We start from the raw sequence: 26,675 nt of genomic DNA on the forward strand, positions 1-26,675 counted from the left end.
GCCCGCTGAGTACCGTGGAGGCGGGTCGGACCCCACCGAGGAGGAACGCCGATGGCCGCAGCGGAGATCTGGATCGTCGGCGGGTACCAGAGCGACTTCGCCCGCAACCTGACCCGCGAGGGGCTGGAGGTCGCGGACCTCGCGGCCGAGGCGGTGCGCGAGACCCTCGACGCCGCCCGCGTCGAGCCCGCACGGGTGGGCGTGGTGCACGTGGGCAACGCGTTCGGGCAGCTGTTCACCGGGCAGGGGCACTTCGGGGCGCTGCCCGCGACCGTCGAGCCCGCCCTGTGGGGTGTGCCCGCGTCCCGGCACGAGGGGGCCTGCGCGTCCGGGTCCCTGGCGGTGCTGGCGGCGATGGCGGACTTGGAGTCCGGGCGGTACGACTGCGCGCTGGTGCTCGGCGTGGAGCTGGAGAAGACGGTGCCGGGTGACGTCGGCGCGCGCTACATGGGCGCGGCGGCGTGGGTCGGGCACGAGGGGCAGGACGCGAAGTTCCTGTGGCCGCACATGTTCAGCGTCCTGGCGGACGAGTACGACCGGCGGTACGGGCTGGACGCCGCGCACCTGTCGGCCATCGCGGAGCTGAACACCCGCAACGCCCGCGCGAACCCGTTGGCGCAGACCCGGAAGTGGGCGTTCGAGGAGCGGAGCTTCCAGCCCGACGACGAGGTGAACCCGGTCGTCGAGGGCAGGCTGCGCAAGTCCGACTGCGGGCCGCTCACCGACGGCGCCGCCGGTGTCGTGCTGGTGAGGGGGGAGTTCCTGGCCGCGCACCCGGAGGTCGCGGCCCGACCGCGGGCCCGGATCCTCGGCTGGGGGCACCGGACCGTGGGGCTGTCGCTGGAGCAGAAGTTCGCCCGCAGCAAGGACGACGCGCTGGTCCTGCCGCATGTGCGGGACACGATCCTGGACGCGTTCGGGCGGGCAGGCGTCGGTGGCGTCGACGACTTGGACCTCGTCGAGACGCACGACTGCTTCACCATGAGCGAGTACCTGGCGATCGACCACTTCGGCATCACGGCCCCCGGCGAGAGCTGGAAGGCCATCGAGTCCGGTGCGTTGGAGATCGGCGGCCGTGTCCCGATGAACCCCAGCGGCGGGCTGATCGGAGGCGGGCACCCCGTGGGGGCGACCGGCGTGCGGATGCTCGTCGACTCCTTCAAGCAGGTCACCGACCAGGCGGGCGGGTACCAGGTGCCGGGCGCGCGCACGGCCGCCACGCTCAACATCGGCGGCAGCACCACGACCACCGTCAGCTTCGTGGTCGGCGACGCGCGCTAGACGACCCGGTCGATCGTCCCGCCCCGCAACGGCGAGGCGCACCGCGAACACGCCGACCGCGGCCGGAACGCGTGCCCGGCGTGCCCGTAGACCAGCGCCGGGCCCTCGGGGGAGCGGAACCACCGCTGCGCCCACTCCATCGTGTGCACGGCGACGGGGAAGAACGCGAGACCCTTGGCCGTCAGGCGGTAGTCGTCGGTCAGGACGCCGAGGTCGACGAACGTCCGCAGCCGGTCCGCGATCACCACCGGCGGCGCGGACAGGCGTTCCTCGAAGTCGCGGAACCGCCGCGCCCCCTGGAACGCGGCCCCCAGCAGCGCGCACGACCACCGGTTGCCCACCAGCGCCGTGGTCTGCGGGAAGAACCCCTCCCGGTGCCCCGGCGCGGACGCGGCCCGCCGCCGGGTCGTGGCCGACGGCATCGACCGCTCCCACGTGCCGCTGGGCCCGAACCCGCCGGTGAGGTCACGCGGCCGCACCGGTTCCGAGCACGTGCCGCACACCAGGACGGGCTCGAAGAACTCGCCGCACTCCCGGTGGCGCATCCGGGGCAGCTCCTCGGCGTGCTGCTCCACGAAGGACAGTTCCCACGCCCACACGCCCAGCAGGATCGGCCACACGCCCCGACCCCGCCCGGTCAGCCGGTACTCGAACCGCTCCGGCCGCTCCTGGTAGACCACGCGCTCCAGCAGCCCGAACTCGGTCAGCCGCGCCAGCCTGCCGGTCAGCACGGCGTGCGAGATCGGCAGCCTCCGCATCCAGTCGCCGTACAGGCGCGTGCCCTGGAGGGCGTGGCGCAGGATCAGCAGCGTCCACTCGTCGCCGAGCAGGCCCAGCGCCACGCCGATCGGGTTGCGCCCGCCCGCGGGCAGCGCCGTGACGTCCTCAGAGACCGAGGGCAGCAGCGGCATCGTCACTCGTCCGCCAGTTCGGCAGGCTCTCCCCGGACGCCCACGTGGCGTGCGTGCCGCTGGACACCCGCTCGGGCAGCCGCACCCGCGCCACCGGGCCGTTCGCGACGTTCCGCGCGTCGAACACCAGGCACTCCGACAGGTTCCGGTTCATGTCGACGGTGATCGTGACGAGGTAGCCGTCGTCCTCGCTCGTCGCGCCGGGCCGGGGAGCCATCACCGTCTCGCTGCCGAACACGCCGTCGCCGAACGGGTAGCGCTCCTCGGCCCCGGTCAGCAGGTCGTGCTTCACCAGGCCGTTGAACAGGAACCAGCCCGGCTCGCCGGTCGCCGCGTACACGTACTGGTACGCACGGCCGCCGTGCGCGGCGTTGATCATGCCGAACTCGGTGACGCTGTCGGAGATCCGCTCCTCCTTGACCTGCCCGGTGGCCAGGTTCAGCCGCCACCGGTGCAGCTTGGTCTGCAACCGCTCCAGCGCCAGCCCGCGGAACACCCGCTCGCGGTTGTCCGCGGAGCCGTTGAACTTCGGCATCGGGTCGCCCTGGAAGAAGCCGTCCAGGACGATCTCGTCGCCCTCCTCGTAGGCGTTGGTCCAGTGCAGCACGTACGTCGGGTCCGCCTCGAACCACCGCACGTCCGCGTTGCCTCCACGCCGGGGCACCACGCCCAGCCGCAACGGGAGGTCGCGGTGGAAGCGCGGGACGTGCGCGCCCTGCTTGAGCAGCTCGGCGTCCCAGAACAGCGGGCAGTCGTTGAGGATCGCGTAGTTGTCGGTGAACGCCATGTCGTGCGGCAGGCGCGGGCCGGGCAGTTCGATGCCCGTGTAGTGGGCCAGCTTGTCGTCCGCTCCCACGACGCCGTAGTGCAGGTACGGGGATTTCTTGCCGTAGCCGAAGAACAGCAGCTCACCGGTGCGCGGGTCGACCTTGGTGTGCGCGCTGACGCCGACCGAGGACGGGAACTTGCCCTCCCAGTCGGACTTGCCGAGCGTGTCGAGGGTGAGCGGGTCGAGCCGGTACAGGTCGCCGCACTGGTAGAAGCTGGTCAGCGCCACCCCGGCGTGCACCACGACGTCCGTGCTCGACGCGTCCTTCATCCGGCCGCGCGCGCCCCACCCCTGCTCCCGGACGGCGCTGTTCGGGTCCTCGGTGACCCCGGCCCACAGCGACCGCTTCTCCTCCTGCTCGGCCAGGAACCCGTCAGTGCGGACGAACCTGTTGCGGTAGAAGGCCTTCCCGTCGCGGAACCCGACGACGTGGACCATGCCGTCGCCGTCGAACGGGTGGTAGCGCTCGATCGCCGGGTGCAGCGCGGTCTCGGTGTTGCGCAGGTACACGCCGTCGAGGTCGGGCGGGATCTCGCCCACCACGTCTAGGTCGTCCGCGCGCCACTCCGTCGTCTGCCCCTGCCACGCCCCCGTGCGGTACGGGTGGTCGTCGTCGGCGGGGAGGGTGCTGAGCACGCGTCCGAGAACTTCCACGTCCATGGTTCGGGCTCCCTGGGTCGGATCCTCCCTTACTACAACAAGCAGAGTGACCGGTCAACGGCGTCGGGTGGTCGACCGCGGGCGATCACCCGTACGGTGCTCGCCTGCGAGGAGGAGGTCCTGGGGTGGTCAGGGAGCAAGCCGGTCAGGTGCTCGCGGCGAACCTGCGCGCGCTGCGCGACCACGGCGGTCTGTCGCTGTCGGAGTTGGCGCGCCGGTCGGGCATCGCCAAGGGCACGCTGTCGCAGCTGGAGTCGGGGGCGGGCAACCCCACCATCGACACGGTGTTCAGTTTGTCGAACGCTCTGGGGGTGCCGGTGTCCGACCTGCTGACCGCGCCCGCCGAGTCCGAGGTCGTGCTGGTGCGCGCGGCCGACCTCGACGTGCTGTCCAGCAACGCCGTCGACCTGCGCATGGTCCGCAGGCTGACGCTCGGGGACACCGTCGTCGAGGTGTACGACCAGCGCGTCCGACCCGGCCAGACCCAGTACTCGGCGGGCCACCCTGGCCGCGAGCACGTGCTGGTCACGTCAGGAGTGCTCCGGGTCGGCCCAGCGGCAGCGCCCTACGAGTTGGGGCCAGGCGACTACGTGTGCTTCCCGGCCCAAGGCGCGCACACCTACGAGACGGTCGGCGGCCCGGTGGAGTCCGTGCTGCTGCTGGAGTACCCGGACGGCGTGCACGCCTCGCACGGGGATTGACCCTGCTGAGGTCCGCGCTTACGCTCCGGGTGTTCACTTCGCTGAACGATGGGGGTGCGCGTGCGGTACCCGGACGTGGTCGTGGTCGGCTCGGGCGTCATCGGCGCGGCGTGCGCCGAGGCGCTGAGCGCGGCCGGGCTGCGGGTCACCGTGCTGGACCGCGGCCCGCTCGGCGCGGGCACGAGCGCGGCGGGCGAGGGCAACGTCCTGGTCTCCGACAAGGAACCGGGCCCGGAACTCGACCTGGCCCTCGCGTCGCTGCTCCTGTGGCCCGCGCTGCTCGACCGGCTGGGCGTGGACGTCGAGTGGGACGCCAAGGGCGGCCTGGTCGTGGCCACGAGCCCGGACGCCGCCGAGGCCCTGGCCGGTTTCGCGGCCTCCCAGCGCACGGCGGGCGTGGACGCCCGGCCGATCACTCCGACCGAGGCCCTCGACCGCGAACCCCACCTGACACGAGCCGTCGTCGGCGCGGTCCACTACCCCCAGGACGCCCAGCTCCAGCCCGTCCTCGTGACAAAAGCCCTGCTCGCGGTAGCGGCGGGTCGCGGCACCACGCTGCGCCCCGGCGTCCGAGCACTCGGCCTGCGCCGCACCGCGGGCGCCGTGTCCGCCGTGGTGACCGACGACGGCGACCTGCCCTGCGGCGCGGTGGTCAACGCCTGCGGCCCATGGGCGGGGGAGACCGCCACGGCGTTCGACTCGCCGATCACCGTGCTGCCCCGCCGAGGCGTGGTGCTGGTGACCGCCGCCCTTCCGCCGACCGTGCGGCACAAGGTGTACGACGCCGACTACGTGGGCGCGGTCGCCAGCGGCGACGCCGACCTCCAAGTCTCGACCGTGGTCGAGTCCACCGCGGGCGGCACCGTCCTCATCGGCTCCAGCCGTGAACGAGTGGGGTTCGACGCGGCACTGCGAGTCGAAGTGCCCCGCGCCTTGGCCAAGCGGGCGGTCGCGCTGTTCCCCGTGCTGGCGGACGTCCCCGTGCTGCGCGCCTACGGCGGCTTCCGCCCGTACGCGCCAGACCACCTCCCGATCATCGGCCCCGACCCCCGCACTCCGGGCCTCTGGCACGCGACCGGCCACGAGGGCGCGGGCATCGGCCTCGCGGCCGCCACCGGCCGCCTGCTCACCGACCTCCTCACCAGCGCGGAACCCGTGGTCGACCCGACCCCGTTCCGCGTCGACCGACCGGGGGTGTGCCCATGAGGATCACCATCGACGGCGAGCCGCACGACGTGCCACCGGACCGGACCCTGGCAGCCGTGCTGATCGCCGCGGGCCGCCCGTCGTGGCGCACGACCAGGACCAACGACCGTCCGCGCGGCGTGTTCTGCGGCATCGGCGTGTGCTTCGACTGCCTGCTCGTGGTCAACGGCGTCCCCGACGTCCGCGCCTGCCAGCGGTTCCCGGCGGACGGCGACGTCGTGCGCACCCAACACGGGGCGGAGCTGCCGGAATGAGGGTCGTCGTCGTGGGCGGAGGCCCCGCCGGACTCGCCGCGGCCGACGCGGCGGCCCAGGCGGGCGCGGACGTCGTCCTGGTGGACTCCGAACCGCGATTGGGCGGCCAGTACCACCGCGGCACCGAACAGCACGTGGACCCCCGAGTCCGCCACCTGCCGCTGAGCACGGTCTGGGCCACCGAAGGCCGACGGCTCCACGTTCGAACCCGCCCCGCCGACAGCCCTCACCGCACCGGCCAGGTCCTCGACGCCGACGCCGTCGTGCTCGCCACCGGCGCACACGACCACGTGGTCCCGTTCCCCGGCTGGGACCTCCCCGGCGTCTACACCGCCGGAGCCGCGCAAACCCTGGCCAAGGCCCATGGCGTCGCCGTGGGCGAACGGGTGGTCGTGTCCGGCACCGGCCCGTTCCTCCTGCCCGTCGCCCACGAGTTGCGGAAGATCACCAGGGTCGTCGCGCTGCTGGAGGCCAACGGCGTCGGCGGCTGGGCGCGGCACCCGTGGGCGGCGGCGGGCAAGCTGGGGGAGTTGGCGGGCTACGCGCACCTCCTTCCCCGCGTCCGCACCCGAACGGCCGTGGTCGCCGCCCACGGCGAGGACCGCGTCACGGCGGTCACGGTGGCTCGGCTGAACCCCGACTGGTCGATCCGCGAGGACACCCGCCGACGAATCGCCGTGGACGCGGTCTGCGTGGGCCACGGCTTCACCCCGCGCCTGGACCTCGCCGTCAGCATCGGCTGCGACATCGTCAACGGCTTCGTGCGCGTCGACACCACCGGCGCGACCTCGATCCCCGGCGTCTACGCGGCGGGCGAGATCACCGGCATCGGCGGCGCGGCCCTGGCCGCCGCCGAGGGCACGGTCGCGGGATCAGCCGCCGCTCGCGCCCCCCAACCACCCCTGGACGCCCTCCGCGCTGTACGCCGAGGCAGGGCCTTCGCGGCTGCCCTGGCCTCCGCCCACCCACTGCCATCCGGCCGCCACACCTGGCTCACCCCGGACACCACGCTGTGCCGGTGCGAGGAGGTGACCGTGCGCGATCTCGACGCCGCACTCGCCCGAGGTGCGGCCGACGGTCGCACCCTGAAGCTGACCAGCCGCGCGGGCCTGGGCCTGTGCCAGGGCCGCGTGTGCGGCCGTGAGGTCACGGCCCTGGCCACCACCCGGCTGGGCCACCCGCTGCCCGACGCCGAAGCGTTCCACCGCAGACCGTTCGCCACGCCGGTGCGCCTGGGCGAACTGGCCGACACACCCCTGCTGCCCGAGGAGGACCCGTGACCGAACGACTCGACGGCGTGATCGTGGCGACCGCGCTGCCCTACGCCGAGGACCCGAGCGCCCCGGCGGGCCTCCGGCCGGACCTGGACCGCTACGCCGAGCACTGCCGGTGGGTCGTGGACAACGGCTGTCGCGGCGTGGGCCCGAACGGCTCCCTGGGCGAGTACTCGTCCCTCACCGACACCGAGCGCCGTGACGTCGTTCGCACGGCCGTCGCGGCAGTGGGCCACGACGCCGTGGTGGTGGTCGGCGTCCACGGCCCCGGCTCACACCAGGCCCGCCACTGGGCCGAACTGGCGGCCGAGGACGGTGCGGACGGCGTCCTGTGCCTGCCGCCGACGATGTACCGCGCCAACCCGCGTGAGGTCGTCGCCCACTTCACCGAGGTCGCGGCCGTGGGCCTGCCGGTGATGGTCTACAACAACCCGTTCGACACCAAGGTCGACCTCACCCCGGCACTGCTGGAGGAGATCGCCGCCATCGACAACGTCGTGGCGGTGAAGGAGTTCTCCGGCGACGTCCGCCGAGTCCTGGAGATCCGCGAACGCGCACCGGGCCTGACCGTGGTCTCCGGCGCGGACGACGTGGTCCTCGAGTCGCTGCTGATGGGTGCCACCGGCTGGTTCGCCGGGTTCCCCAACGTCTTCCCGGCCGAATCCGCCCGCCTGTTCGAGCTGGCCACGACCGGCAAGGTCGAGGAGGCACGGGCCCTCTACGAGCCACTGGTGGCGGCGTTCCGCTGGGACTCGCGCGTCGAGTTCGTGCAGGCCATCAAACGCGGCATGGACGCCGCGGGTCGCTTCGGCGGCCCGTGCAGGCCCCCACGCGGTCCGCTGTCCGCCGAGCAGATCACGGTCTTGGACGCCGACCTCCGCCGCGCCTTCGACCACCTGAGGGGGGAGTGACATGCGCTCGACCCGCTGCCTCACCGCGGTCGACTCCCACACCGAGGGCATGCCCACCAGGGTGATCACCGGCGGCATCGGCGTCATCCCCGGCTCCACCATGGCCGAACGCCGCATGCACTTCATCGAGCACCTCGACCACCTGCGCCGCTTCCTGGTCAACGAACCACGCGGCCACTCCGCGATGAGCGGCGCGATCCTCCAACCGCCGACCCGCCCGGACGCGGACTGGGGCGTGCTCTACATCGAGGTGTCCGGCTGCCTCCCCATGTGCGGCCACGGCACGATCGGCGTGGCGACAGTCCTGGTGGAGACGGGAATGGTCACCGTCACCGAACCGGAGACCATCGTCCGCCTGGACACCCCCGCGGGCTTGGTGGAAGCACGGGTCCAGGTCCACGACGGCCACGCCGACTCCGTGACCATCGAGAACGTCCCGTCGTTCGCCACCGAGCTGGACGCCACCGTCACGGTCCCCGGCCTGGGCACGGTCCGCTACGACATGGCGTTCGGCGGCAACTTCTACGCGATCCTCCCGCTGGCGGACCTGGACATCCCCTTCGACCGCTCGGAGAAGGACCGCATCCTCAAGGCGGGCCTGGACATCATGGCCGCCATCGACACGACCGCCCGCCCGGTCCACCCCCGTGACCCGTCCATCAGCGGCTGCAAACACGTCCAGTTCACCGCGCCGGGCCGCGACGGCAGCGACTCCCGCAACGCCATGGCGATCCACCCCGGCTGGTTCGACCGTTCCCCGTGCGGCACAGGCACCTCAGCCCGCCTGGCTCAACTGCACGCGCGCGGCGAACTCCGGTTGGGCGAGGACCACGTCAACGAATCCCTGCTGGGCACCAGGTTCACCGGCCGCCTGGTCAGAACAGCCGACCACGACACGGTCATCCCGACGGTCACCGGTCGAGCCTGGATCACCGGCACGGCCCAGTACCTCCTGGACCCGACCGACCCGTTCCCGGAGGGTTTCGTCCTGTAGCGCGTGATCACTCCACCAGATTCGCGTCGTGCGCGAAGATCGCGGCCTGCACCCGGTTGGACAGGTCCAGCTTGCTCAACAGCCGGCTCATGTGGGCCTTCACGGTGGCCTGGCTGTTGTGCAGTCGCTCGCCGATCTCCCCGTTGGACAACCCCCGCCCCACCAGCGCCAGCACTTCCCGCTCCCGATCCGTCAACGCCTTCAACCGACTCCGGGCGTCCTCCCCGATGGGGGAATCACGCTCCACGAAAGCCGAGATCAGGTTCCGGGTGACCGAGGGCGACAACATCGCCTGCCCATCGGCCACCACGTGCACGGCCTTGATCAAATCCCGAGGCGGCGTGTCCTTGAGCAGGAAGCCCACCGCCCCGGCCCGCAACGCGGCGTGCACGTACTCGTCCAGGTCGAAGGTCGTCAACACCACGACCTTCGGCGGATCAGCCATGCCCCCGATGGCTCGGGTGGCCGTCAACCCGTCCGACTGCGGCATCCGGATGTCCATCAGCACCACGTCAGGCCGACACCGAAGAACCCCGGCGACAGCCTCGTCCCCGTTCCGGGCCTCGGCCACCACCGTGATCTCGTCGTCGGCCTCGAGCATCGTGCGCAACCCGGCGCGCATCAACTCCTCGTCATCGGCGATCAGCACCCGGATCATCCGACGGGAATCCGAGCCATGATGCGGAACCCGCCCACCCCGACTGGCCCGGACTCGAACTCCCCACCCACCAACGACAACCGCTCCCGCAGCCCCGCCAACCCGTGCCCCCCGCTGGGCAGGTCCACCCCCACGGCCTTCCGAGGCGCGGAGTTCCGCACGCTCACCTCCAGCAGGTCGGGCAGGAACCGCAACAGGATCTCCGTAGGTGCCCCGAAAGCGTGCTTGTGCACGTTGGTCAGTCCTTCCTGGACCACCCGGTAGGCGGTCCGCTCGGCCGCGTTGGCCAACCGCCGTCGCCCTTCCACCCGGAACTCCACCGGCACCCCGGCTCCCCGCGACTGCTCGACCAGTTCCTTGAGGTCGTCCAACGTCGGCTGCGGGGCCAGGGGAGCGGCGTCGTCGTCGACCTTGAGCACCCCAACGGCCGCCCGCAACTCGCCCAACGCCTGCCGCCCGATCTCCCCGATCTTGCCAGCAGCCGACGCGACCGACGACGACCCCTGGCCGGGTTTCATCTCCAACGCCCCGGCGTGCACGACCATCAGGCTCACCCGGTGCGCCACGACGTCGTGCATCTCCCTGGCGATCCGCGTCCGCTCCTCGGTCCGCACCTGCCGGGCCACCAGCTCCTGCTCGCGCTCCAACCGCGCGGCCCGCTCGCGCAGGCTCGCCATCAGCCCCCGCCGCGCCGAGGTGTACAGCCCGAGCACGACCGGCAGCACCACGGCCACCAGCATCGACACCGCCGTGAACGCGACGACCAGGTACAGCGCGGCCGCGTTCGGCGCGCCCTGCCAGTTCCACGGCTTGAGCGCGCCGACGATCGCGAGCACGCCCAACCCGATCACCACCGCGCGAGACGCGGCCAGCGCGGCGACCGTGTACAGCGCGATCATCAGCCCCAGCATCGACGCGTGGCCGAACGCCTCGGCGACGATCACGACGACCGCCACGACCTCGGGGTACCGACGACGGCCGATGAGCGCGAGGTTCCCCAGCGACGTGACCAGGTGCGCCAGGACCGTGGCCGTCGTGACGGTCTGCGGGGGGAGCGCGGCCCGCTCTCCGACGAGCGGCAGCAGCGGGGTCAACCAGGCGGCCACCAGCCACAGCAGGACCGGCAGCGCGGTCACGACCAGCGTGAGGACGATGTCGAACACGGCCCCCCGCCGCGTCCTCCACCAGCCAAAACCCGTGCTGTCCACGCCACCGAGTCTAGATCGGCTTCCTGCCGGACGCAGGTGGCCGACCGGCTACCCGTCCGGTCCGAAGGTCGTACGCCGAACCGCCGCGAGCACCCCCGTCGGTAGGGGGAAGGGAGCGCTCGCGGGCCGATGCGCCGCACCGGCCGAACCCGAGAGGATCTTCGTGTCCCACCGCCGACGAGGAAGAAGGCCCCCATGGACGTCCGGAACATCCGGAAGGCCCTCCCCAACGCCGAGGACCCGCCCGAGCTGCGTCCCGTCTTCTACCTGCTGTTCGCGAACCTCGGCATGAGCATCGTCCTGACGGTCCTGGTGTTCGTCTTCCGCGACAGCCTGGTGGACTACCAGCTGGCGCACGCCCAACTCCCGCCCGGCACGAACGTCGAGGCCTTCCGGTCGGCGTTGCACCAGCAGGTGTGGCTGCGGGTGGCGGGCGTGGTCCTGGTCTCCGCCGTGTACCTGCGCATCGGCTACCGCCTGCGCCAGGGTCACCGCGCCGCCTACCGCCGCGTGCTCTGGGTGTCGATCGCCGGCCTGCTCGGGCTCGTCTCGCTGCTGCTGTCGCCGGGCTACCCGCTGTGGATGCACGTGGAGCAGGTCGTGCAGGGGGCCGTGCTGGCCGCGCTGCTCTGGTTCGTCACCCGGCCCGCGCTGCGCGCCAGGTTCGCCAAGAAGCAGCTGGACTGGCGTGTGTGAGCCACCTTCGCGCACCGGGCCTTTCGAGTGGTCGGTCCAGGGTAGAGAGGGGGGCATGACGGACTCCGACCTGTGCTTCGCCGGTGTGCTCGGTCAACTGGACCTGCTGAGGTCGGGCCGGGTGACGTCGGTGGAGCTGGTCACCGCGCACCTGGACCGGATCGAGCGGCTCGACGGCGACCTGAACGCGTTCCGGCTGGTGTTCGCCGACGCGGCGCTGCGCGAGGCGGCCGACGCCGACGAGCGGCGGGCCGCGGGGGAGGACGCGCCGCTGCTGGGCGTGCCGATCGCGGTCAAGGAGGAGACCGACCTCGCGGGGCTGCCCACCACCTTCGGCACGGACGCCGTCACCAGGATCGCCCAGCGGGACGCGGAGACCGTGGCCCGCCTGCGCCGGGCCGGTGCAGTGATCATCGGTCGGACCAGGGCGTCCGAGCTGTGCCTGTGGCCGTTCACCCAGACCGAGTCCGCCGGCCCCACCCGCAACCCCTGGTCGCGGGAGCACTCGCCGGGCGGGTCCAGCGGGGGATCGGCGGCGGCCGTCGCCGCGGGGTTCGCGGCCGCGGCACTGGGCAGCGACAGCGGCGGCTCGATCCGGATGCCCAGCGCCGCCACGGGCCTGTTCGGGCTGAAGCCCCAGCGCGGACGGGTGTCCCTCGCGCCGCACGCCGAGTTCTGGGCGGGCCTGGCCGTCACGGGCCCCATCACCCGGACCGTCGCCGACGCCGCCGCGCTGCTCGACGTCCTGCACGGCCCCGCCGACGGCGACCGGCACGCCGCCCGCTCGCCGTCAGGCCCGTTCGCCGCCTCCGTCGACCGGCCCGCGACCCTGCGGATCGGCCTGTCGCTGCGGCCGTGGCCGGTCGGCGGCACGCTCGACCCCGCGGTCCGGGACGCCGTGCTGGCCACGGCCCGCCTGCTCACCGAACTCGGGCACGTGGTCGTCCCCGTCGAACCTCCGCAGGCCGACCCGACCGGGATGCTCAGCTACGCGCCTCTGCACCTGGGCAGCCTCGCCGACACGGTCGCGGCGATCGACCGGCCGGAGGCCCTGTCTCGGAGGACCCGCACGCTCGCCGCCGTGGGCAGGAGGATCCCCCGCTCGGTGCGGGCCGCCGCCCGCCGCCGCGGCGAGCGGATGGAGGTGGCCGTCAACCGGGTGTTCGACCAGGTCGACGTGCTGCTCAGCCCGGTGACGCCGCGTCGGGCGCTGCGCGTCGGGGAGCTGTTCGACGCGAGCTGGCTCGCTACCCTGCTGGGAGCGCAGAAGTACACCTCGTACCTGACCCTGTGGAACGTCGTCGGCAACCCGGCGGCCTCTGTCCCGGCCGGGCTCGGTCCGGACGGCCTGCCGATCGGCGTGCAGCTCATCGGGCGGCCGCACGCCGAGGAGACCGTCCTGGGCCTGGCCGCCCAGCTCGAACGGGCCCGCCCGTGGTCGGACCGCCCTCCCTCGTTCGCATGAGGAGAAGGTGCACCCATCGGGCCGCCGCCACCTACGGGTTCCCGTGTTCGCACGATCGGCTTCCCGCGCTCCGAACGGTTGACTGAGCAGCACAAACACCGCTCGTCACGCCAGGAGGACATCATGACCAGTCGCATCGCCACCACCCGCTGGGAAGGCGACCTGATGCGCGGCAAGGGGCAGGTCGAGTTCGCGTCGTCCCACGCGGGCCGGTTCGACGTCTCGTTCCCGACCCGCTCGGGCAACCCGGACGGCCAGACGAGCCCCGAGGAGCTGATCGCCGCGGCCCACTCGTCGTGCCTGGCGATGAACCTCTCCGGCACGCTCGCCGCCGAGAAGCTGGTCGCCCGCTCCATCGAGGTCACCGCCGAGGCCACCCTCGGCCCGGACCCGCAGGGCGGGTTCGCCATCACCGGCATCGCCATCACGCTGCGCGCCGACGTGGAGGGCCTGGACGCGGAGCGGTTCGCCGAACTGGCGGCGACCGCCGAGCGCACCTGCCCGGTGACCAAGGCGCTCGCGGGCACCACGATCACGCTGGACGCCGCCCTCGTGTGACGCCTAGTCGATGAACCCGCTTTGCAGGAGGAGGACGAACACCGCCACCGCCGCGTAGACGGCGGTGGCGGAGGCCGCGAGGACCACCCGTCCCCAGCGGCCGCCGTTCGGCCCGGCCGCCGACCACTGCCACACCCCCACGGCGGTGGCGGCGACCAGCGACGGCGGGGCGAGCACGAGCGTCCACGGGCTGACGGCCGCGGTCACGACCCCGATCGCCCCGAGCTGCGCCAGCCCGAGCAGTCCGGTCCCGACCGCCGCGACCCGCCACCGGCCGAGCCCGGCGCCCCCGCCCAGCAGCCGGGTCGCCACGGCCGAAGCGGCCACGAGCAAGCCGACCAGCACCGCGCCCGCGATCAGCGGCCCGTCGCTCGTCCGCCACCACGGCACCGCGTCCTGCCACCCGGCCCGGTCCGCCTCGGACAACCCCAGCCCGTCGTCGATCAGCACGGTCGGCGAGGCGTGCCCGTAGTCGCCGAGTACTGCCATGCACGGTACCTCCCGGCCGCCGTGCGAGGCCGTGCAGCTGCCGGGGTCCGGCCACACGACGGTCATCTCCAGGTCCCGCCCGCCGACCGGGACCACGCAGGTCGCCGACTCCCCGGCCCGGTGGCACGACAGGGACTCGGTGGTGATCAGGATCCCGTCCACGTGCACCTGGTAGACGCCGTCGGTGACCCTGCTCGGGGCGACCAGCGCGACCAGCGCCGCCACCCCGAGCAGGACGGCGACCAGCACCACCGGCGGTGCCAACCACGCCCCGATCCGACGGGTACTGGTGATCGTCACGATGTCTCCCCCCAGACGCCCTGCCCAGGGGATCGCGGACGGGCCCACGCCGTTACTCGAACCCCTCCGCCGAGCCACCGCGTGTTCCTGGACTCGTGCCTCTGCGTGGGCGTTTCGGTTTCGCCGTTCACCCCGAAAAGCCGGCGGCACCGGACAGCCCCTGGATACGGGATACTGGATGGCGGCGGCCGTCGGCTTCCTCCGACGACCGCCCCTTCCACTTCGCCCGGTCCGCTCGCCGAAACGTCGGACAGGTTAGTAATCGGTACCGTACCGTTTGCTAAATGACCGACACCGTGCTCATCGCCGGGGCGGGTCCCACCGGCCTGGCCCTCGCCGTCCACCTCGCCCTGAACGACATCCCCGTCCACGTCGTCGACGCCGCCGACGGACCCGCCACCACCTCCCGCGCACTCGGCCTGCAACCGCGCGGCGTGGAGGTGCTGGAACGCCTCGGCGCGCTCGGCGACCTGCTCGCCCGCTCCCGCTCCCTGCTGACGCTCGACTACGTCGAGGGCGGTCGCACCGTCCTGCGGCTGCGAGCGGGGCAGACCGTACTGGCGAAACCGGCCCTGCTCGTCTCGCAGGCAGAGGTGGAGGGCGCGCTGCGGGCCCGGTTCGCCGCGCTCGGCGGCGTGATCCACTGGGGCACCCGCCTGGTCGACGCGCGCACGGCGGACGACCGCGTGGTCGCGCGGCTCCGGTCCGACGGCGGCGAGCGGACCGTGGAGGCGGGCTGGCTGGTCGGCTGCGACGGCGCGCACAGCGCGGTCCGCAAGACCGCCGGGATCGGCTTCCCCGGCAGGCAGCTGTTCGAGCGGATGCTCATGGTCGACGTGCGGGCCCGGTGGCCCTACGACCGCGACGGCAGCACGACGTGGATGGACGTCGGCCACGTGCTGTCGGTGACGTCCCTGCCCGACGACGTGTGGCGGGTCTTCAGCGAGGCCCCGCCCGACCTGCCCGAGGCGCTGTCCGAGGAGGAGGTCGTCGACCGGGTGCTCGGCGAGTTCTCCCGCCGCAGCGGCCTCGCGGCCGACACGGTGTCGGAGGTCCGGTGGGCCACGGAGTTCCGCGTGCACCGCAGGCTCGCCGAGACCTACCGGCGCGGCCGGGTCCTGCTCGCGGGCGACGCGGCCCACATCCAGAGCCCGTCCGGCGGCCAGGGCCAGAACACCGGGCTCGGCGACGCGGAGAACCTGGGCTGGAAGCTGGTCCTGGTCTCAGCCGGACGGGCCGACCAACGGCTGCTGGACACCTACGAGGCCGAACGCCGCCCGCTGGCCGCGAAGGTGCTGGCGGCGACCAGCACGGCCGTGGACGTGATGCTGCCCGACACCCGCTGGAAGCGGGTCGTCCGCGACCGGCTGGTCGTGCCCGCCCTGCGCCTGGGCTTCGTGCAGCGCCGCCTGTGGCTGGCCGCGTCGCAGCTCGGCATCGACTACCGCGGTGGTCCGCTCGCCCCCGGGACCCCGTGGTGGACCACCGGTCCACGCCCTGGGGACCGCGTCCCGGACGTGGCCTGCCGACGGTACGACGGCGTCGAGGTCACGCTGCACGCGGCGACCGCCGGGTCGTGGGTGGTGCTGGCCCGCGACCCCGCCGCCCACGCCGCCGCGGCCGCCGTCCACCTCGGCCAGGTCACGGCGCTGACGCCGGTCCGACCGACCCGCCGCGAGGTGTTCCTGATCCGCCCGGACGGGCACCTGGCTTGGCGTGGCCGGGCGGCACCGGAGAAGCTGTCGGCATGGCTGACCCAGGTGCTGTGGCCCGAGCGGAGCGCGGTGGCCGTCCCCGCGACCCCGGCAACGACAACGCGATCCTGGACGCGGCGCTCGACCTCTTCGTCGAACGCGGCGCCGCGGGCGCGAGCATCGAGGCCATCGCCCGGCGCGCGGGAGTCGCGAAACTGACCGTCTACCGCCGCTGGCAGGCCAAGGAGGACCTGCTGACGGCCGCGCTGGAACACGCGCGCGACCCGGACGCCGCCCGGCACGCGGGCGTGCCGCCGACGGTCGAGGGCCTGGTCACGTCCACCGCCGAACTCCTGAGCAGTCCCCGGTTCCGCGCGTTGATGGCGCGGGTGATCGGCGCGTCGGTCGACCACCCGGCGCTGGTCGACGCCTACACCGCCCGCTACCTGCGGCCCCGGCAGGAGGCCGTGGCCGCCGTGCTCCGCCAGGCCGTCGCCGACGGCCTGTTCCCGCCGGGCACCGACCCCGACGCCGTCCAGGACGTCCTCGCGGGCTCGGTCGGGATGGTGCTGCTGGCCCCGACCGACCTCACCGCGGCCGAGGTCGAGCGCAGGCTGCGGGCGTTGCTGCGCTTGGCGGGCTACCGCGGCCCGGCCACCGCCCCGCGGGACGTGGCCGGGCCGTCCGACTGACCGCGGTCAGGCCTTCGAGGACCACCACGCCTGACCGGTCTCGCCCAGCGTCGAGATCGGGTCGTAGTACGGGTAGCGGCGGTCCAACGCCTCCGGGTCGGCCAGTTCGATGCCGGTCCGGTAGTTCTTCGTCCAGTACGAGATCCCGAGTTCGCGGTCGTACTCCGCGAGCTGGTGCACCCAGCGCTTGCCCACGTACGGCACGTCGCACACGATCCGCGGCGTCGCGTAACCCGGCAGGTAGCCCATGATCGCGTGCTGGAGCGCCTGCGCCTCCCAGACCGCGACCCGCCAGTGCTCGGCGTTCGGGATCATGTCGCACATGTAGAAGTAGTACGGCAGGATGTTCGCCTCGCCCTGGAGCGCGAAGCACAGGTCGAGCAGGTCGTTCGGGGTGGCGTTGACGCCCTTCATCAGCACGCCCTGGTTGCGGACGTCGCGGACGCCGACCTCCAGCGCGGTGCGCGCGGCCTCGGCGACCAGCGGCGTCACCGACTGGGCGTGGTTCACGTGCGTGTGGATCGCGAGGTTGACGCCCCGGCGCGACGCCGTGCGCGCCACGCGCTCCAGGCCCTCGACCACCCTGGGCTGGAGCCAGTGCTGGGGGAGACCCGCCAGCGCCTTGGTCGCGAGGCGGACGTCGCGCACCGTGTCGATGTCGAGCAGGCGCATGAGGAACGACTCGAGCTGCGGCCACGGCACGTTGGCGACGTCGCCGCCGGAGACGACCACGTCGCGGACGCCGGGCGTGCGCTTGAGGTAGTCGATCATCTCGTCCTGCCGGTCCACCGGCTTGAGCAGCAGCTTGTGCTTCTGGACCGTTGGCGTGCTGTTGCCGACCAGGTCCATGCGGGTGCAGTGCCCGCAGTACTGGGGGCACGTCGACACCAGCTCGGCCAGCACCTTGGTGGGGTAGCGGTGGGTCAGGCCCTCGACCACCCACATCTCGGCCTCGTGCAGCGAGTCGCGCTCGGAGTGCGGGTGGCTCGGCCACTCGGGGTCGCGGTCGGACCGCACCGGCATCATGTAGCGGCGGACCGGGTCGGCGAGGAACGCGTCGGTGAAGTCCTCCGGCGCCGCGTTCGGCGCCATCGTGTTGAGCATCTGCGGCGGCAGCAGCATCGACATCGTGGCCAGCTCGGCCTGGTCGGCCGCCAGCTCGTCGTAGAAGTGCTCGCTCAGCAGGTCGCCCATGATCTTGCGCAGCTGCTTCGCGTTCTTCACGCAGTTGACCCGCTGCCACTGGGCGTCGCGCCACTGGGCGTCGGTGACGTGGCTCCAGCCGGGGAAGCGCCGCCAGTCGGGCTCCACCAGTTCCTTGCGCACGTAGGTGTACGGCTGGTGGTCGACGCCCTCAGACGCGGGCACGACCTCGTGAAGCGCAGTCATACGTGCTCCCTACCGGTTGGTTCGCGTGAAGATATCCTGTCACACCGCTAGTTCGACGTAAATATTGCGGCACGAGGGTGTGTTGACGGTGTAACGGCGGTCAACGGCGAGCATCACCCCGTCCGGTGGAAGCCGGGTCGGGCCGCGGGAGCGTTTTGACCGACTTGCGCGTTGAGGGGGTATGCGCGTCTTCCTGTTGCTGTTGGTCGGCATGGCCGTCGAGATCGGGACCCTCATCGCCGTGGGCAAGTCCGTGGGGGTGCTCGCCACGATCGGGCTGCTCATCCTGGGCGGGGTCATCGGCACGGCCCTGCTGCGCAGAGAGGGCTCCCGCACGATGGCGTCGTTCTCCGAGGCGCTGCGCACCCGGCGCGCGCCGCACCAGGAGGTGGCGGACGGCGTGCTGATCGCCGCCGCGGGCGCGCTCATCATCCTGCCCGGCTTCGTCAGCGACGTGGCCGCGCTGTTCCTGCTGTTCCCGCCGACCCGCAGGCTCATCAGCCGCCGCATCGCGCGCCGCTCCGAGGAGCGCGCCGCCACCGCCGTGCTCAACCACCAGTACGGCAGGCCGCAGACCGCGGGCCGGGTCGTCGTGGACGGCGCGGTGGTGGACGGGGCAGTGGTCGACGGAGCGGTCGTGGACGTCCAGGTGGACCCCGAGCCGCGGCCCGGTAGTCGACCCGAGTTGGCCTAGCGATACCGAGTATTTGTCCGTTTTGTCGGATGACAACAGAACTAGACCACTTAATCGGAAGGAAAGTTTCCTAACTTATTGACCGCCCGTCCACGGGTCTGCCACGCTCCGTTCCGCCGCCACCGCTTCCCCTTGCGGAGGAACGAATGAACAGAGCAGTACGTGCGATCGCGGTGTCGGTCGCACTGGTCGGAAGCGTGATCGGCACGACGGGCGGGGCGACCGCCGCGGTGGGAGCGACGGCCTACGTGCCGGGCACCATCCGGCCCTCGGCCTCCCAGTCCGTCCAGGACGCGGCGCTCTCCAAGTACTACGCCTTCTGGAAGACGAACTTCCTCACCACCAAGTGCGGCAGCGGGACCTACGCCGTGCTCTCCAAGGACGCCGACCACTCCTTCGTCGCCGAGGGCGAGGGGTACGGCATGACGATCGCCGCGCTGATGGCCACCAAGGACCCGGACGCGCGCAAGATCTTCGACGGCATCCTCAAGTTCGTGAAGGCCCACCCGTCGGTCAACGACAAGGACCTCCACGCCGCCGAGCAGGACTCCAACTGCAAGAGCGTCAACGGCAGCGACTCGGCGACCGACGGCGACCTGGAGATCGCCTACGGCCTGCTGATCGCCGACAAGCAGTGGGGCAGCAGCACCGGCACGTACAACTACAAGGCCGAGGCCGTCCGGATCATCAACGGCATCAAGCGCGCGGAAGTCAACAACAGCACCAAGTTCCCGCTGCTGGGCGACTGGGGCAACGACGCGCAGTACAAGAACAGCTCGCGCTCGTCGGACTGGATGCCCGGACACCTCCGCGCGTTCAAGGCCGCCACCGGCGACTCGTTCTGGGACCAGGTGCGCACCCGCCAGGAGACCGCGGTCTCCCAGCTCCAGTCGCAGTACGCGCCGAGCACCGGCCTGCTGCCCGACTTCGTGGTGAACACCAACAGCACTCCGAAGCCCGCCCCGGCGAACTTCCTGGAGAGCTCGTACGACGGCAAGTACAGCTGGAACGCCTGCCGCGACCCGTGGCGGCTCGGCGTGGACGCGATCACCGTGTCCGACAGCGCCGCCAAGGCCCAGGTGGCGAAGATGACCACCTGGATCAAGTCGAAGACGGGCAGCGACCCGGCCAAGATCGGCAGCGGCTACTCCCTCGCGGGCGCGGCGACCGAGTCCGGCGAGCACCCCTGCTTCACCGCCCCGTTCGCCGTGGCCGCGATGAGCGACCCCGGCAGCCAGGCGTGGCTGGACAAGCTGTTCACGCGGATCTCGAACACCACGCTGGACAGCACGGACTACTACGGCACCGGCATCCAGGTGCAGGTCCTGATCATCCTGACCGGCAACTACGTCGCGGCGTGATGACGGCTTGATGGCGCGCGCCGAACCCCCGGCGCGCGCCATCAGCGCGTTCAGGCCTAAAAAGGACACGTCCGGGGTACCCGCAGTCCCATGACGTTGTACGGAGTGCACGCCTCCCACGAACAGGTCCACCCGTCCGAGTCCCTGTCAGCGGTGCGGCACGCCGACGAGGCCGGTTTCGACGCCGCGATGTGCTCCGACCACTTCTCGCCGTGGAGCGAACGCCAGGGCCAGTCCACCTTCGCCTGGTCGTGGCTCGGCTCGGCGCTGGAGGCGACCAGCCTGCCGTTCGGCGTGGTCAACGCCCCCGGCCAGCGCTACCACCCGGCGATCATCGCCCAGTCCATCGGCACCCTCGCCGAGATGTACCCCGGCCGCTTCTGGGCCGCGCTCGGCACCGGCGAGGCCAGCAACGAGCACATCACCGGGGAAGTGTGGCCCCGCAAGGGACTCCGCACCGCCCGGCTGCGCGAGTGCGTCGACATCATCCGCGCCCTGCTGGCGGGGGAGGAGGTCAGCCACGACGGCCTCGTCACCGTCGACCGCGCCAAGGTCTGGACCCGCCCCGAGGAACCGCCACCGCTGATCGGCGCCGCCGTCAGCGTCGAGACGGCCCGCTGGTGCGCCGAGTGGGCCGACGGCCTCATCACCGTCAACGCCCCGAAGGACCACCTGCGGCAGATGGTCGACGCCTACCGCGACGCGGGAGGCCGCGGCAAGCTGCACCTCCAGGTCCACCTGAGCTGGGACGCCGACGAGGACACGGCCGTGCGCGTCGCCCACGAGCAGTGGCGCAGCAACGTCTTCCCGCCGCCGGTCTGCTGGGACCTCGACACCGCCGAGGCGTTCGACACCGCGTCGGCCGACGTCACCCCCGAGAAGGTCGGCGAGGTCGTCAACATCTCGTCCGACCTCGGCAGGCACGCGGCGTGGCTGCGCGAGTACGCCGACCTCGGCTTCGACGAGCTGTACCTGCACCACGTGGGCCAGGACCTGCACCCGTTCATCGACGCCTTCGCCGAGAAGGTACTCCCGGAGGTCCGCTCGTGAAGCTCACCAACACTTCCGACGTCTGGTGGAAGAACGCCGTCGTCTACTGCCTCGACGTCGAGACGTACGCGGATTCCGACGGCGACGGCCACGGCGACTTCAAGGGCCTCACCCAGCGCATCGACCACCTCCACAAGCTCGGCGTGACGTGCCTGTGGCTCATGCCGTTCTACCCGTCGCCGGACCGCGACGACGGCTACGACATCACCGACTTCTACGGCGTGGACCCGCGACTGGGCACCCACGGCGACTTCGTGGAGTTCATCCGCACCGCGAGGGATCGCGGCATCCGCGTCATCGCCGACCTGGTCGTCAACCACACCTCGGACCAGCACCCGTGGTTCCAGGACGCCCGGTCCAGCAAGGACGCGACCCACCGCGACTGGTACGTGTGGGCCGACGAACCGCCGGCCGACGGCCCGCAGGGCGTGGTGTTCCCGGACCAGGAGACCAGCCTCTGGGAGTTCGACGACAAGACGAAGCAGTACTACCTGCACCGCTTCTACCGCCACCAGCCCGACCTCAACGTGGCGAACCCGGAGGTCCGCGACGAGATCGCACGGGTCATGGGCTTCTGGATGGAGCTGGGCCTGTCCGGCTTCCGCGTCGACGCGGTCCCGTTCCTCCTGGAAACCGACGGCCAGGCCGACAAGGGCAACCTGCCGGACCCGCACGACTACCTGTGCGACCTCAGGGCGTTCCTCAACCGTCGCAACGGCGAGGGCGTGCTGCTCGGCGAGGTGAACCTCCCGTACGCGGACACGATGAAGTTCTTCGGCAACACCGAGGGCGTGGGCGACGAGTTGACCATGTGCTTCGACTTCATCGGCATGCAGCAGATGTACCTCTCCTTGGCGCGCAAGGACTCCGGCTCCCTGGCGAAGTCCCTCACCGAACGCCCCCAGCCGCCGAGGGACGCCCACTGGGCCACGTTCGTCCGCAACCACGACGAACTCACGCTGGACAAGCTCACCGAGTACGAGCGCAAGGAGGTCTTCGAGGCCTTCGGCCCGGACCCCGACATGCAGCTCTACGACCGGGGTCTTCGTAGAAGACTGCCGTCCATGTTGGAGGGCGACCAGCGGAGGATCCGCATGGTCTACAGCCTCCTCTTCGCCCTGCCGGGCACCCCGGTCCTGTTCTACGGCGAGGAGATCGGCATGGCCGAAAACCTCGCGGCGGAAGGCAGACTGGCCGTCCGCACCCCCATGCAGTGGGACGCCACGACAAACGGCGGCTTCTCCACAGCCCCCGCGAAGTCCCTTCCAGGCCCGGTGGTCACCGGCGAGTTCGGCCCCAAACACGTCAACGTGGAAGCCCAACACCGCGACCCGAACTCCCTGCTGTCGTGGATCAGACTCCTGGTCGAGCGCTACCGCGACTGCCCCGAACTGGCCTGGGGCAAGTTCCAAATCCTGAAAACCGACGACCCGGCCGTACTGGCCCACCGCTGCGACTCGGACGGCACGGTGGTGGCGGTCCACAACTTCGGCGACAGCACCACCGAGGTGATCCTGCCCCTGACGGACTTCACGACAGCGGAAGACCTGTTGCAGGACGGAAAGACCAGGATCCCGAAGAGCGGCAACACCAAGGTCTCCCTGGAGCCGTACGGCTGCCGCTGGTTCCGCCTCACCTGACCAAACGTGATTGCATGTGGCCGACTGTCGATTGTAGACAGTCGGCCACATGCGTGTCCGGGGGAGGAAGAGATTGAGAGAGCAGAGGCAGAGGCAGGGGAAGGGGGAAGGGGGGAAGGGAACAAAGGGAGACAAGGAGAAGGGCAGGGAGTCAGGGAGAAGAACAGGAGAGCGAAGGAGTGTGAGGGAAGGAACGGGTGAGAGGGGAGAAGGAGTGAGCGAGCGGGGGAGCGGGTGAGCGATTGAGAAGGCGAGCGAGTGGGCGAGCGGGGAGAGGGCGAGCGAGTGAGCGGGAGGGCGAGAGTGGAGAGGGGGAGAAGGCGAGAGGGGAGAGGTGAGAGGGTGAGAGGGTGATTGAAGGTTGGGGCTGGAAAGCCAGGCTGTGGGCTTGGAATTTAGGGAGGGGGTTGGCCGGGGGGCTGCTGGCCGTAAGCCGGGCTGTGGGGTGGGATTGAGGGCTCGGGGTTCGGGTATTGGGGTGGGGGCTGGGGCTGGGGAATTGACGGTTGATGGGTGGCCCACTGAGGGACTGACTGCCGCCTGGTGGCCCTCTATGGGATCTGCGGTGAATTGTTGACCTGCTACGGAACGCTTCGGGCCGCACGCAACCGTGGCCGATTTTACTTGGGGATTTTGGCCTTAAAATTGGAGATCGGGCAGGGCTTTGGGGCACTGCCTTTTGGCCCGATCAAGGTCAAAATGAGGGGTCCCCAAGTCAAATCGGCCACACCAACTACGGAAATCGCCCGGTGACCACAACGCCACCGGCGGCCGCCTGACGACCACAGCATCCCGGCGGCCGCAATAGGCCCAATCGGCCCAACAGGATTGAGACGGCTCTTTCTCGCCGCCCACCAAGGAATGACCCCACCCCCACCCATCCCCCTCCATATGGTGATCAAGACCTGAACGTTTCCAGTGCCGCCCAAGCGGCAAGGGTGGGAAAGGGTTTTGATGAGAAGAGCACTAGCGACAGTGGCAGCAATCTGCCTGGTCACAGTCGGCGTCACCCCCACAGCCACCGCCACCCCCGACGTCATCAAGACGTGGGACGCCACACTAACCCCCGCCCAACTCCCAGCCCTGGCAAGAGCAGGCGTCGACACCCAGGAACTGGCAGACGCAGCAACGGGCACCGTCGAAGTCCAACTCACCACCAAACAGGCCACCCAAGCACGAGCAGCCGGCATCACCCTGACCGAACGCAAAACCACAGCCCCGGCCGGCGACCACGTCTTCCGCCCCTACAGCGGCCTCACCGGCCTAGCTCAGGAACTCCGGGACTTCGCCCGCGACCACCCGACCCTCGCCAAGGTCGAGTCCCTCGGCAAGACCGTCAAGGGCCAGGACATCCTCGCCGTCAAGGTCACCAAGAACGCCGCGTCCACTCCGGACGGCGCTCGTCCCGGCACCCTCTACCTCGGCGCTCAGCACGCCCGTGAGTGGATCACGCCCGAGATGACCCGCAGGCTCATGCACCACGTCGTCGACGCCTACGGCCAGGACTCCACCGTCACGTCGCTCGTCGACACCACCGAGCTGTGGTTCCTCCCCGTCGCCAACCCGGACGGCTACGACTACACCTTCTCCGGCGCCCCAGGTGCCCGCAACTGGCGCAAGAACCTCCGCGACAACAACGGCGACGGCCAGATCGCCGTGGGCGACGGCGTCGACCTCAACCGCAACTTCGGCTACCGCTGGGGCTGGGACGACGAGGGGTCCTCGCCCGACCAGGCCTCGGACCTCTACCGCGGCCCCGGCCCGGACTCCGAGCCGGAGACCAAGGCGCTCAGCGCGTTCGAGGCGCGGGTGAGGCCGAAGATCGCGGTCAACTACCACTCGGCCGCGCAGGTGCTGCTCTACGGCGTCGGCTGGCAGACCGCCACCCCCACCCCTGACGACGTGCTCTACAAGGCGCTCGCGGGCGACCCGGCCCACCCGGCGATCCCCGGCGTGCGGCCCCAGGTCACCTCGGACATCTCCACGTCCAACGGCGACTCGGCGGGCTACGCGCACAACGTCAACAAGGTCCTGATGATCGCCGACGAGATGGCGAGCTGCCAGACCGTGTCGGCGGCGGACCCGACCGACGAGTGGGAGCCGCAGGACTGCGGCAGCACGTTCCAGTTCCCCGACAGCGAGAAGCTGATCCAGGCGGAGTTCGTGAAGAACCTGCCGTTCGCGCTGTCGGTGGCGCGGTCCGCACCGAACCCGGAGAACCCGGTGTCCTCGGTCGGCCTGCCCGCCGCCCCGTTCACGCCCAACGCCTTCGGCACCTCCTACGCGGAGACCGGCGCGCAGACCGTGTCCGTGACCGCGCGCAAGAGCCTCGGCGACAAGCGCCTGCACTACCGCGTCGGCCAAGGAGTCGAGGTCACCGCCGCGATCACCCCGTGGTCGGGCGGCAGCGTCTACGGCGGCGCGAACAACCTCTACTACGACGAGTACCGCGGCCAGGTGAAGGGCGCGAAGCCCGGTGACGTCGTTGACCTCTGGTACACCGGCACCGCGGCGGGCTCGACCGTCACCAGCGCCCACACGACCTACACCGTGGCCGACCGCGCGGACGGCGACGTGCTCGTGGTCGCCGACGAGGGCAGCGGCACCGGCAACACCGCCGCCTACGTCGACGCCCTGGCCGCCGCGGGCCACCCGTACGCCGCGGTGTGGAACGTGGCCACGCAGGGCACGCCGGACGCGCTCGGCGTGCTGGGCCACTTCAAGGCGGTCGTCTGGGCCGTCGGCGGCCACACCGCGGGCGCGGCGACGACCCTGGAGGTCCGCGACTACCTCAACGAGGGCGGCAAGCTGGTCGAGGCCGGGGCCGCGGCTGGCGTCACCGAGCCGCTCAACGCGACCAGGGTCAACGTCGACGACTTCGGCCAGTACTGGCTCGGCGTCGACTCGCCGACCAGGCTGAGCCCGCCGACCGGCCTCACGGGCACCGGCGCGCTCGCGGGCGTCACGGGGTCGTTCGTCAACCCTCCCGCGGCGTCCGGGTTCGCCTCGATCTCCGACACCCTGCCGGTCGCGAAGTTCCCGCAGTTCGCCAGCGCCTCCGCCGCGACCTACGGCGGCCTGGTCGGACCGTTCGAGCCGTTCACGGGCAGCGGGTTCGCCGCCGTCCGGCACGTCGACAACAGCTACAGCCGCCTGACCCGCACCGTCGACCTGACCGGCGTCACCGCCGCGCAGGCACCCAAGGTGAGGTTCGCGTTCTCCTACGACACCGAGCCCGGCTTCGACAGCGCGATCATCGAGGCGCACGAGGTGGGCACGGACGCGTGGACCACGCTGCCGGACACGTCCGGCACGACCACGACCAGCGCGCCGGACGACTGCGCGAGCCTGCTGACCGAGCACCCGTTCCTGACGCACTACCTGACCGTGTCCGGCACGAGCTGCGCCCCCAGCGGCACCAGCGGCGCGTGGAACCGGGTCACCGGCAGCGGCGGCGGGTGGAAGCAGGTGTCGGTCGACCTGTCCGCGTACGCGGGCAAGCGGGTCGAGTTCGCCGTGGCCTACGTCAGCGACTTCGGCAGCGGCGGTCGCGGCGTGTTCGTGGACGACGCGGAACTCGTCGTCGGCGGCACGACCGTGGACAAGGCGGACTTCGAGTCCACGCTCGGCCCCTGGAGTTCGACGGTGGCGCCGGGTTCCGGTGGCACCGCGGAGTGGAAGCAGTCCGGCGCGGTGCTCAAGCTCAGCGCCGCGATCTCCCGCAAGCGTTCGGTCGTGCTCGGCGTCGGGCTGGAGTCGG

23 protein-coding genes are annotated in these 26,675 nt (G+C 71.4%); 17 read left to right on the forward strand and 6 right to left on the reverse strand.

From position 1 onward, the window contains the following. Positions 1-51 precede the first annotated feature (51 nt). Positions 52-1,281 carry an acetyl-CoA acetyltransferase gene (locus tag ACFWW9_RS18905; RefSeq protein ID WP_390378989.1) on the forward strand — a complete coding sequence of 410 codons (1,230 nt, stop codon included), beginning with the start codon at positions 52-54 and terminating at the stop codon, positions 1,279-1,281. Here the strand turns inward: ACFWW9_RS18905 and ACFWW9_RS18910 are convergent. Further along, positions 1,278-2,192 (reverse strand): winged helix-turn-helix transcriptional regulator, encoded by a 915-nt coding sequence (locus tag ACFWW9_RS18910; RefSeq protein ID WP_390378992.1) that lies wholly within the window; start codon positions 2,190-2,192, stop codon positions 1,278-1,280. The genes ACFWW9_RS18905 and ACFWW9_RS18910 overlap by 4 nt on opposite strands. Next, positions 2,167-3,681, reverse strand: coding sequence for a carotenoid oxygenase family protein (locus tag ACFWW9_RS18915; protein WP_390378995.1), 1,515 nt, complete (start codon positions 3,679-3,681; stop codon positions 2,167-2,169). Before ACFWW9_RS18915 ends, ACFWW9_RS18910 begins: the two co-directional genes overlap by 26 nt. A 125-nt stretch (positions 3,682-3,806) precedes the next feature. Here ACFWW9_RS18915 and ACFWW9_RS18920 point away from each other — a divergent pair, with 125 nt between their 5' ends. The 6 genes from ACFWW9_RS18920 to ACFWW9_RS18945 are packed head-to-tail and all read left to right on the forward strand — an operon-like array spanning position 3,807 to position 9,021. After that, a complete protein-coding gene (locus ACFWW9_RS18920; protein WP_390378998.1) occupies positions 3,807-4,382 on the forward strand; it encodes a helix-turn-helix domain-containing protein in 576 nt (191 codons plus the stop codon). Between the two features lie 48 nt (positions 4,383-4,430). Then, positions 4,431-5,588 carry an NAD(P)/FAD-dependent oxidoreductase gene (locus tag ACFWW9_RS18925; RefSeq protein ID WP_390379001.1) on the forward strand — a complete coding sequence of 386 codons (1,158 nt, stop codon included), beginning with the start codon at positions 4,431-4,433 and terminating at the stop codon, positions 5,586-5,588. Next, entirely contained in the window at positions 5,585-5,842 is a 258-nt protein-coding gene (locus ACFWW9_RS18930; RefSeq protein ID WP_390379004.1) for a (2Fe-2S)-binding protein, read from the forward strand. The genes ACFWW9_RS18925 and ACFWW9_RS18930 overlap by 4 nt, the downstream gene beginning before the upstream one ends. Continuing rightward, positions 5,839-7,122: an FAD-dependent oxidoreductase gene (locus tag ACFWW9_RS18935; RefSeq protein ID WP_390379007.1), complete on the forward strand. Its 1,284-nt coding sequence runs from the start codon at positions 5,839-5,841 to the stop codon at positions 7,120-7,122. Before ACFWW9_RS18930 ends, ACFWW9_RS18935 begins: the two co-directional genes overlap by 4 nt. Then, positions 7,119-8,027 (forward strand): dihydrodipicolinate synthase family protein, encoded by a 909-nt coding sequence (locus ACFWW9_RS18940; protein WP_390379010.1) that lies wholly within the window; start codon positions 7,119-7,121, stop codon positions 8,025-8,027. Before ACFWW9_RS18935 ends, ACFWW9_RS18940 begins: the two co-directional genes overlap by 4 nt. A gap of 1 nt (position 8,028) precedes the next feature. Next, on the forward strand, positions 8,029-9,021 hold the full coding sequence (locus tag ACFWW9_RS18945) for a proline racemase family protein (protein WP_390379013.1): 993 nt from the start codon (positions 8,029-8,031) through the stop codon (positions 9,019-9,021). Positions 9,022-9,028: 7 nt separating this feature from the next. Here ACFWW9_RS18945 and ACFWW9_RS18950 read toward each other — a convergent pair whose 3' ends face one another. Together ACFWW9_RS18950 and ACFWW9_RS18955 are read right to left on the reverse strand one after the other, a co-directional pair. Next, positions 9,029-9,679, reverse strand: coding sequence for a response regulator (locus ACFWW9_RS18950; RefSeq protein WP_390379016.1), 651 nt, complete (start codon positions 9,677-9,679; stop codon positions 9,029-9,031). Beyond that, complete coding sequence (locus tag ACFWW9_RS18955) at positions 9,676-10,842, reverse strand: sensor histidine kinase (protein ID WP_390379019.1); 1,167 nt, start codon at positions 10,840-10,842, stop codon at positions 9,676-9,678. Before ACFWW9_RS18955 ends, ACFWW9_RS18950 begins: the two co-directional genes overlap by 4 nt. A gap of 240 nt (positions 10,843-11,082) precedes the next feature. Here ACFWW9_RS18955 and ACFWW9_RS18960 point away from each other — a divergent pair, with 240 nt between their 5' ends. From ACFWW9_RS18960 to ACFWW9_RS18970, 3 genes are all read left to right on the forward strand, one after another. Beyond that, positions 11,083-11,583, forward strand: a complete 501-nt coding sequence (locus ACFWW9_RS18960) for a hypothetical protein (RefSeq protein WP_390379022.1) — start codon at positions 11,083-11,085, stop codon at positions 11,581-11,583. A 55-nt stretch (positions 11,584-11,638) separates the two neighbouring features. Continuing rightward, entirely contained in the window at positions 11,639-13,048 is a 1,410-nt protein-coding gene (locus ACFWW9_RS18965; RefSeq protein WP_390379025.1) for an amidase, read from the forward strand. A gap of 123 nt (positions 13,049-13,171) precedes the next feature. After that, positions 13,172-13,606, forward strand: a complete 435-nt coding sequence (locus ACFWW9_RS18970) for an OsmC family peroxiredoxin (RefSeq protein ID WP_390379028.1) — start codon at positions 13,172-13,174, stop codon at positions 13,604-13,606. 3 nt (positions 13,607-13,609) lie between these two features. On the opposite strand, the gene ACFWW9_RS18975 is transcribed toward ACFWW9_RS18970, so the two are convergent. After that, positions 13,610-14,395, reverse strand: coding sequence for a hypothetical protein (locus tag ACFWW9_RS18975; RefSeq protein WP_390379031.1), 786 nt, complete (start codon positions 14,393-14,395; stop codon positions 13,610-13,612). Between the two features lie 284 nt (positions 14,396-14,679). Here ACFWW9_RS18975 and ACFWW9_RS18980 point away from each other — a divergent pair, with 284 nt between their 5' ends. Both ACFWW9_RS18980 and ACFWW9_RS18985 read left to right on the forward strand, forming a co-directional pair. Next, positions 14,680-16,308 (forward strand): FAD-dependent monooxygenase, encoded by a 1,629-nt coding sequence (locus ACFWW9_RS18980; RefSeq protein ID WP_390379034.1) that lies wholly within the window; start codon positions 14,680-14,682, stop codon positions 16,306-16,308. Beyond that, positions 16,218-16,781 (forward strand): TetR/AcrR family transcriptional regulator, encoded by a 564-nt coding sequence (locus ACFWW9_RS18985; RefSeq protein ID WP_390379055.1) that lies wholly within the window; start codon positions 16,218-16,220, stop codon positions 16,779-16,781. The genes ACFWW9_RS18980 and ACFWW9_RS18985 overlap by 91 nt, the downstream gene beginning before the upstream one ends. Before the next feature lie 6 nt (positions 16,782-16,787). On the opposite strand, the gene ACFWW9_RS18990 is transcribed toward ACFWW9_RS18985, so the two are convergent. Further along, complete coding sequence (locus tag ACFWW9_RS18990; protein ID WP_390379037.1) at positions 16,788-18,170, reverse strand: KamA family radical SAM protein; 1,383 nt, start codon at positions 18,168-18,170, stop codon at positions 16,788-16,790. Between the two features lie 181 nt (positions 18,171-18,351). Between ACFWW9_RS18990 and ACFWW9_RS18995 the strand changes: the two genes are divergently transcribed. The 5 genes from ACFWW9_RS18995 to ACFWW9_RS19015 form a co-directional block, all read left to right on the forward strand. Continuing rightward, positions 18,352-18,864 (forward strand): FxsA family protein, encoded by a 513-nt coding sequence (locus tag ACFWW9_RS18995; protein WP_390379040.1) that lies wholly within the window; start codon positions 18,352-18,354, stop codon positions 18,862-18,864. A 146-nt stretch (positions 18,865-19,010) separates the two neighbouring features. Then, a complete protein-coding gene (locus ACFWW9_RS19000; protein WP_390379043.1) occupies positions 19,011-20,225 on the forward strand; it encodes a glycosyl hydrolase family 8 in 1,215 nt (404 codons plus the stop codon). A 90-nt stretch (positions 20,226-20,315) separates the two neighbouring features. Further along, positions 20,316-21,275, forward strand: coding sequence for a TIGR03885 family FMN-dependent LLM class oxidoreductase (locus ACFWW9_RS19005; protein ID WP_390379046.1), 960 nt, complete (start codon positions 20,316-20,318; stop codon positions 21,273-21,275). Beyond that, the gene (locus tag ACFWW9_RS19010) at positions 21,272-22,915 is read left to right on the forward strand and encodes an alpha-amylase family protein (protein ID WP_390379049.1); all 1,644 of its coding nucleotides are present in this window, start codon (positions 21,272-21,274) and stop codon (positions 22,913-22,915) included. The genes ACFWW9_RS19005 and ACFWW9_RS19010 overlap by 4 nt, the downstream gene beginning before the upstream one ends. A gap of 975 nt (positions 22,916-23,890) precedes the next feature. Next, positions 23,891-26,675, forward strand: a 2,785-nt coding sequence (locus tag ACFWW9_RS19015; RefSeq protein ID WP_390379052.1) for a M14 family zinc carboxypeptidase, incomplete at its 3' end; no start/stop codon positions are given.

It is taken from the genome of Umezawaea sp. NPDC059074 (assembly GCF_042738955.1).
Classification (GTDB): Bacteria; Actinomycetota; Actinomycetes; order Mycobacteriales; family Pseudonocardiaceae; genus Umezawaea.

Bases quoted from the DNA above. Each gene is read 5' to 3' on its own strand.
- ACFWW9_RS18905 (WP_390378989.1), top strand. From the start codon at position 52: ATGGCCGCAGCGGAGATCTGGATCGTCGGCGGGTACCAGAGCGACTTC.
- ACFWW9_RS18910 (WP_390378992.1), bottom strand. From the start codon at position 2,192: ATGCCGCTGCTGCCCTCGGTCTCTGAGGACGTCACGGCGCTGCCCGCG.
- ACFWW9_RS18915 (WP_390378995.1), bottom strand. From the start codon at position 3,681: ATGGACGTGGAAGTTCTCGGACGCGTGCTCAGCACCCTCCCCGCCGAC.
- ACFWW9_RS18925 (WP_390379001.1), top strand. From the start codon at position 4,431: ATGGGGGTGCGCGTGCGGTACCCGGACGTGGTCGTGGTCGGCTCGGGC.
- ACFWW9_RS18930 (WP_390379004.1), top strand. From the start codon at position 5,585: ATGAGGATCACCATCGACGGCGAGCCGCACGACGTGCCACCGGACCGG.
- ACFWW9_RS18935 (WP_390379007.1), top strand. From the start codon at position 5,839: ATGAGGGTCGTCGTCGTGGGCGGAGGCCCCGCCGGACTCGCCGCGGCC.
- ACFWW9_RS18945 (WP_390379013.1), top strand. From the start codon at position 8,029: ATGCGCTCGACCCGCTGCCTCACCGCGGTCGACTCCCACACCGAGGGC.
- ACFWW9_RS18950 (WP_390379016.1), bottom strand. From the start codon at position 9,679: ATGATCCGGGTGCTGATCGCCGATGACGAGGAGTTGATGCGCGCCGGG.
- ACFWW9_RS18960 (WP_390379022.1), top strand. From the start codon at position 11,083: ATGGACGTCCGGAACATCCGGAAGGCCCTCCCCAACGCCGAGGACCCG.
- ACFWW9_RS18965 (WP_390379025.1), top strand. From the start codon at position 11,639: ATGACGGACTCCGACCTGTGCTTCGCCGGTGTGCTCGGTCAACTGGAC.
- ACFWW9_RS18970 (WP_390379028.1), top strand. From the start codon at position 13,172: ATGACCAGTCGCATCGCCACCACCCGCTGGGAAGGCGACCTGATGCGC.
- ACFWW9_RS18980 (WP_390379034.1), top strand. From the start codon at position 14,680: ATGACCGACACCGTGCTCATCGCCGGGGCGGGTCCCACCGGCCTGGCC.
- ACFWW9_RS18990 (WP_390379037.1), bottom strand. From the start codon at position 18,170: ATGACTGCGCTTCACGAGGTCGTGCCCGCGTCTGAGGGCGTCGACCAC.
- ACFWW9_RS18995 (WP_390379040.1), top strand. From the start codon at position 18,352: ATGCGCGTCTTCCTGTTGCTGTTGGTCGGCATGGCCGTCGAGATCGGG.
- ACFWW9_RS19000 (WP_390379043.1), top strand. From the start codon at position 19,011: ATGAACAGAGCAGTACGTGCGATCGCGGTGTCGGTCGCACTGGTCGGA.
- ACFWW9_RS19005 (WP_390379046.1), top strand. From the start codon at position 20,316: ATGACGTTGTACGGAGTGCACGCCTCCCACGAACAGGTCCACCCGTCC.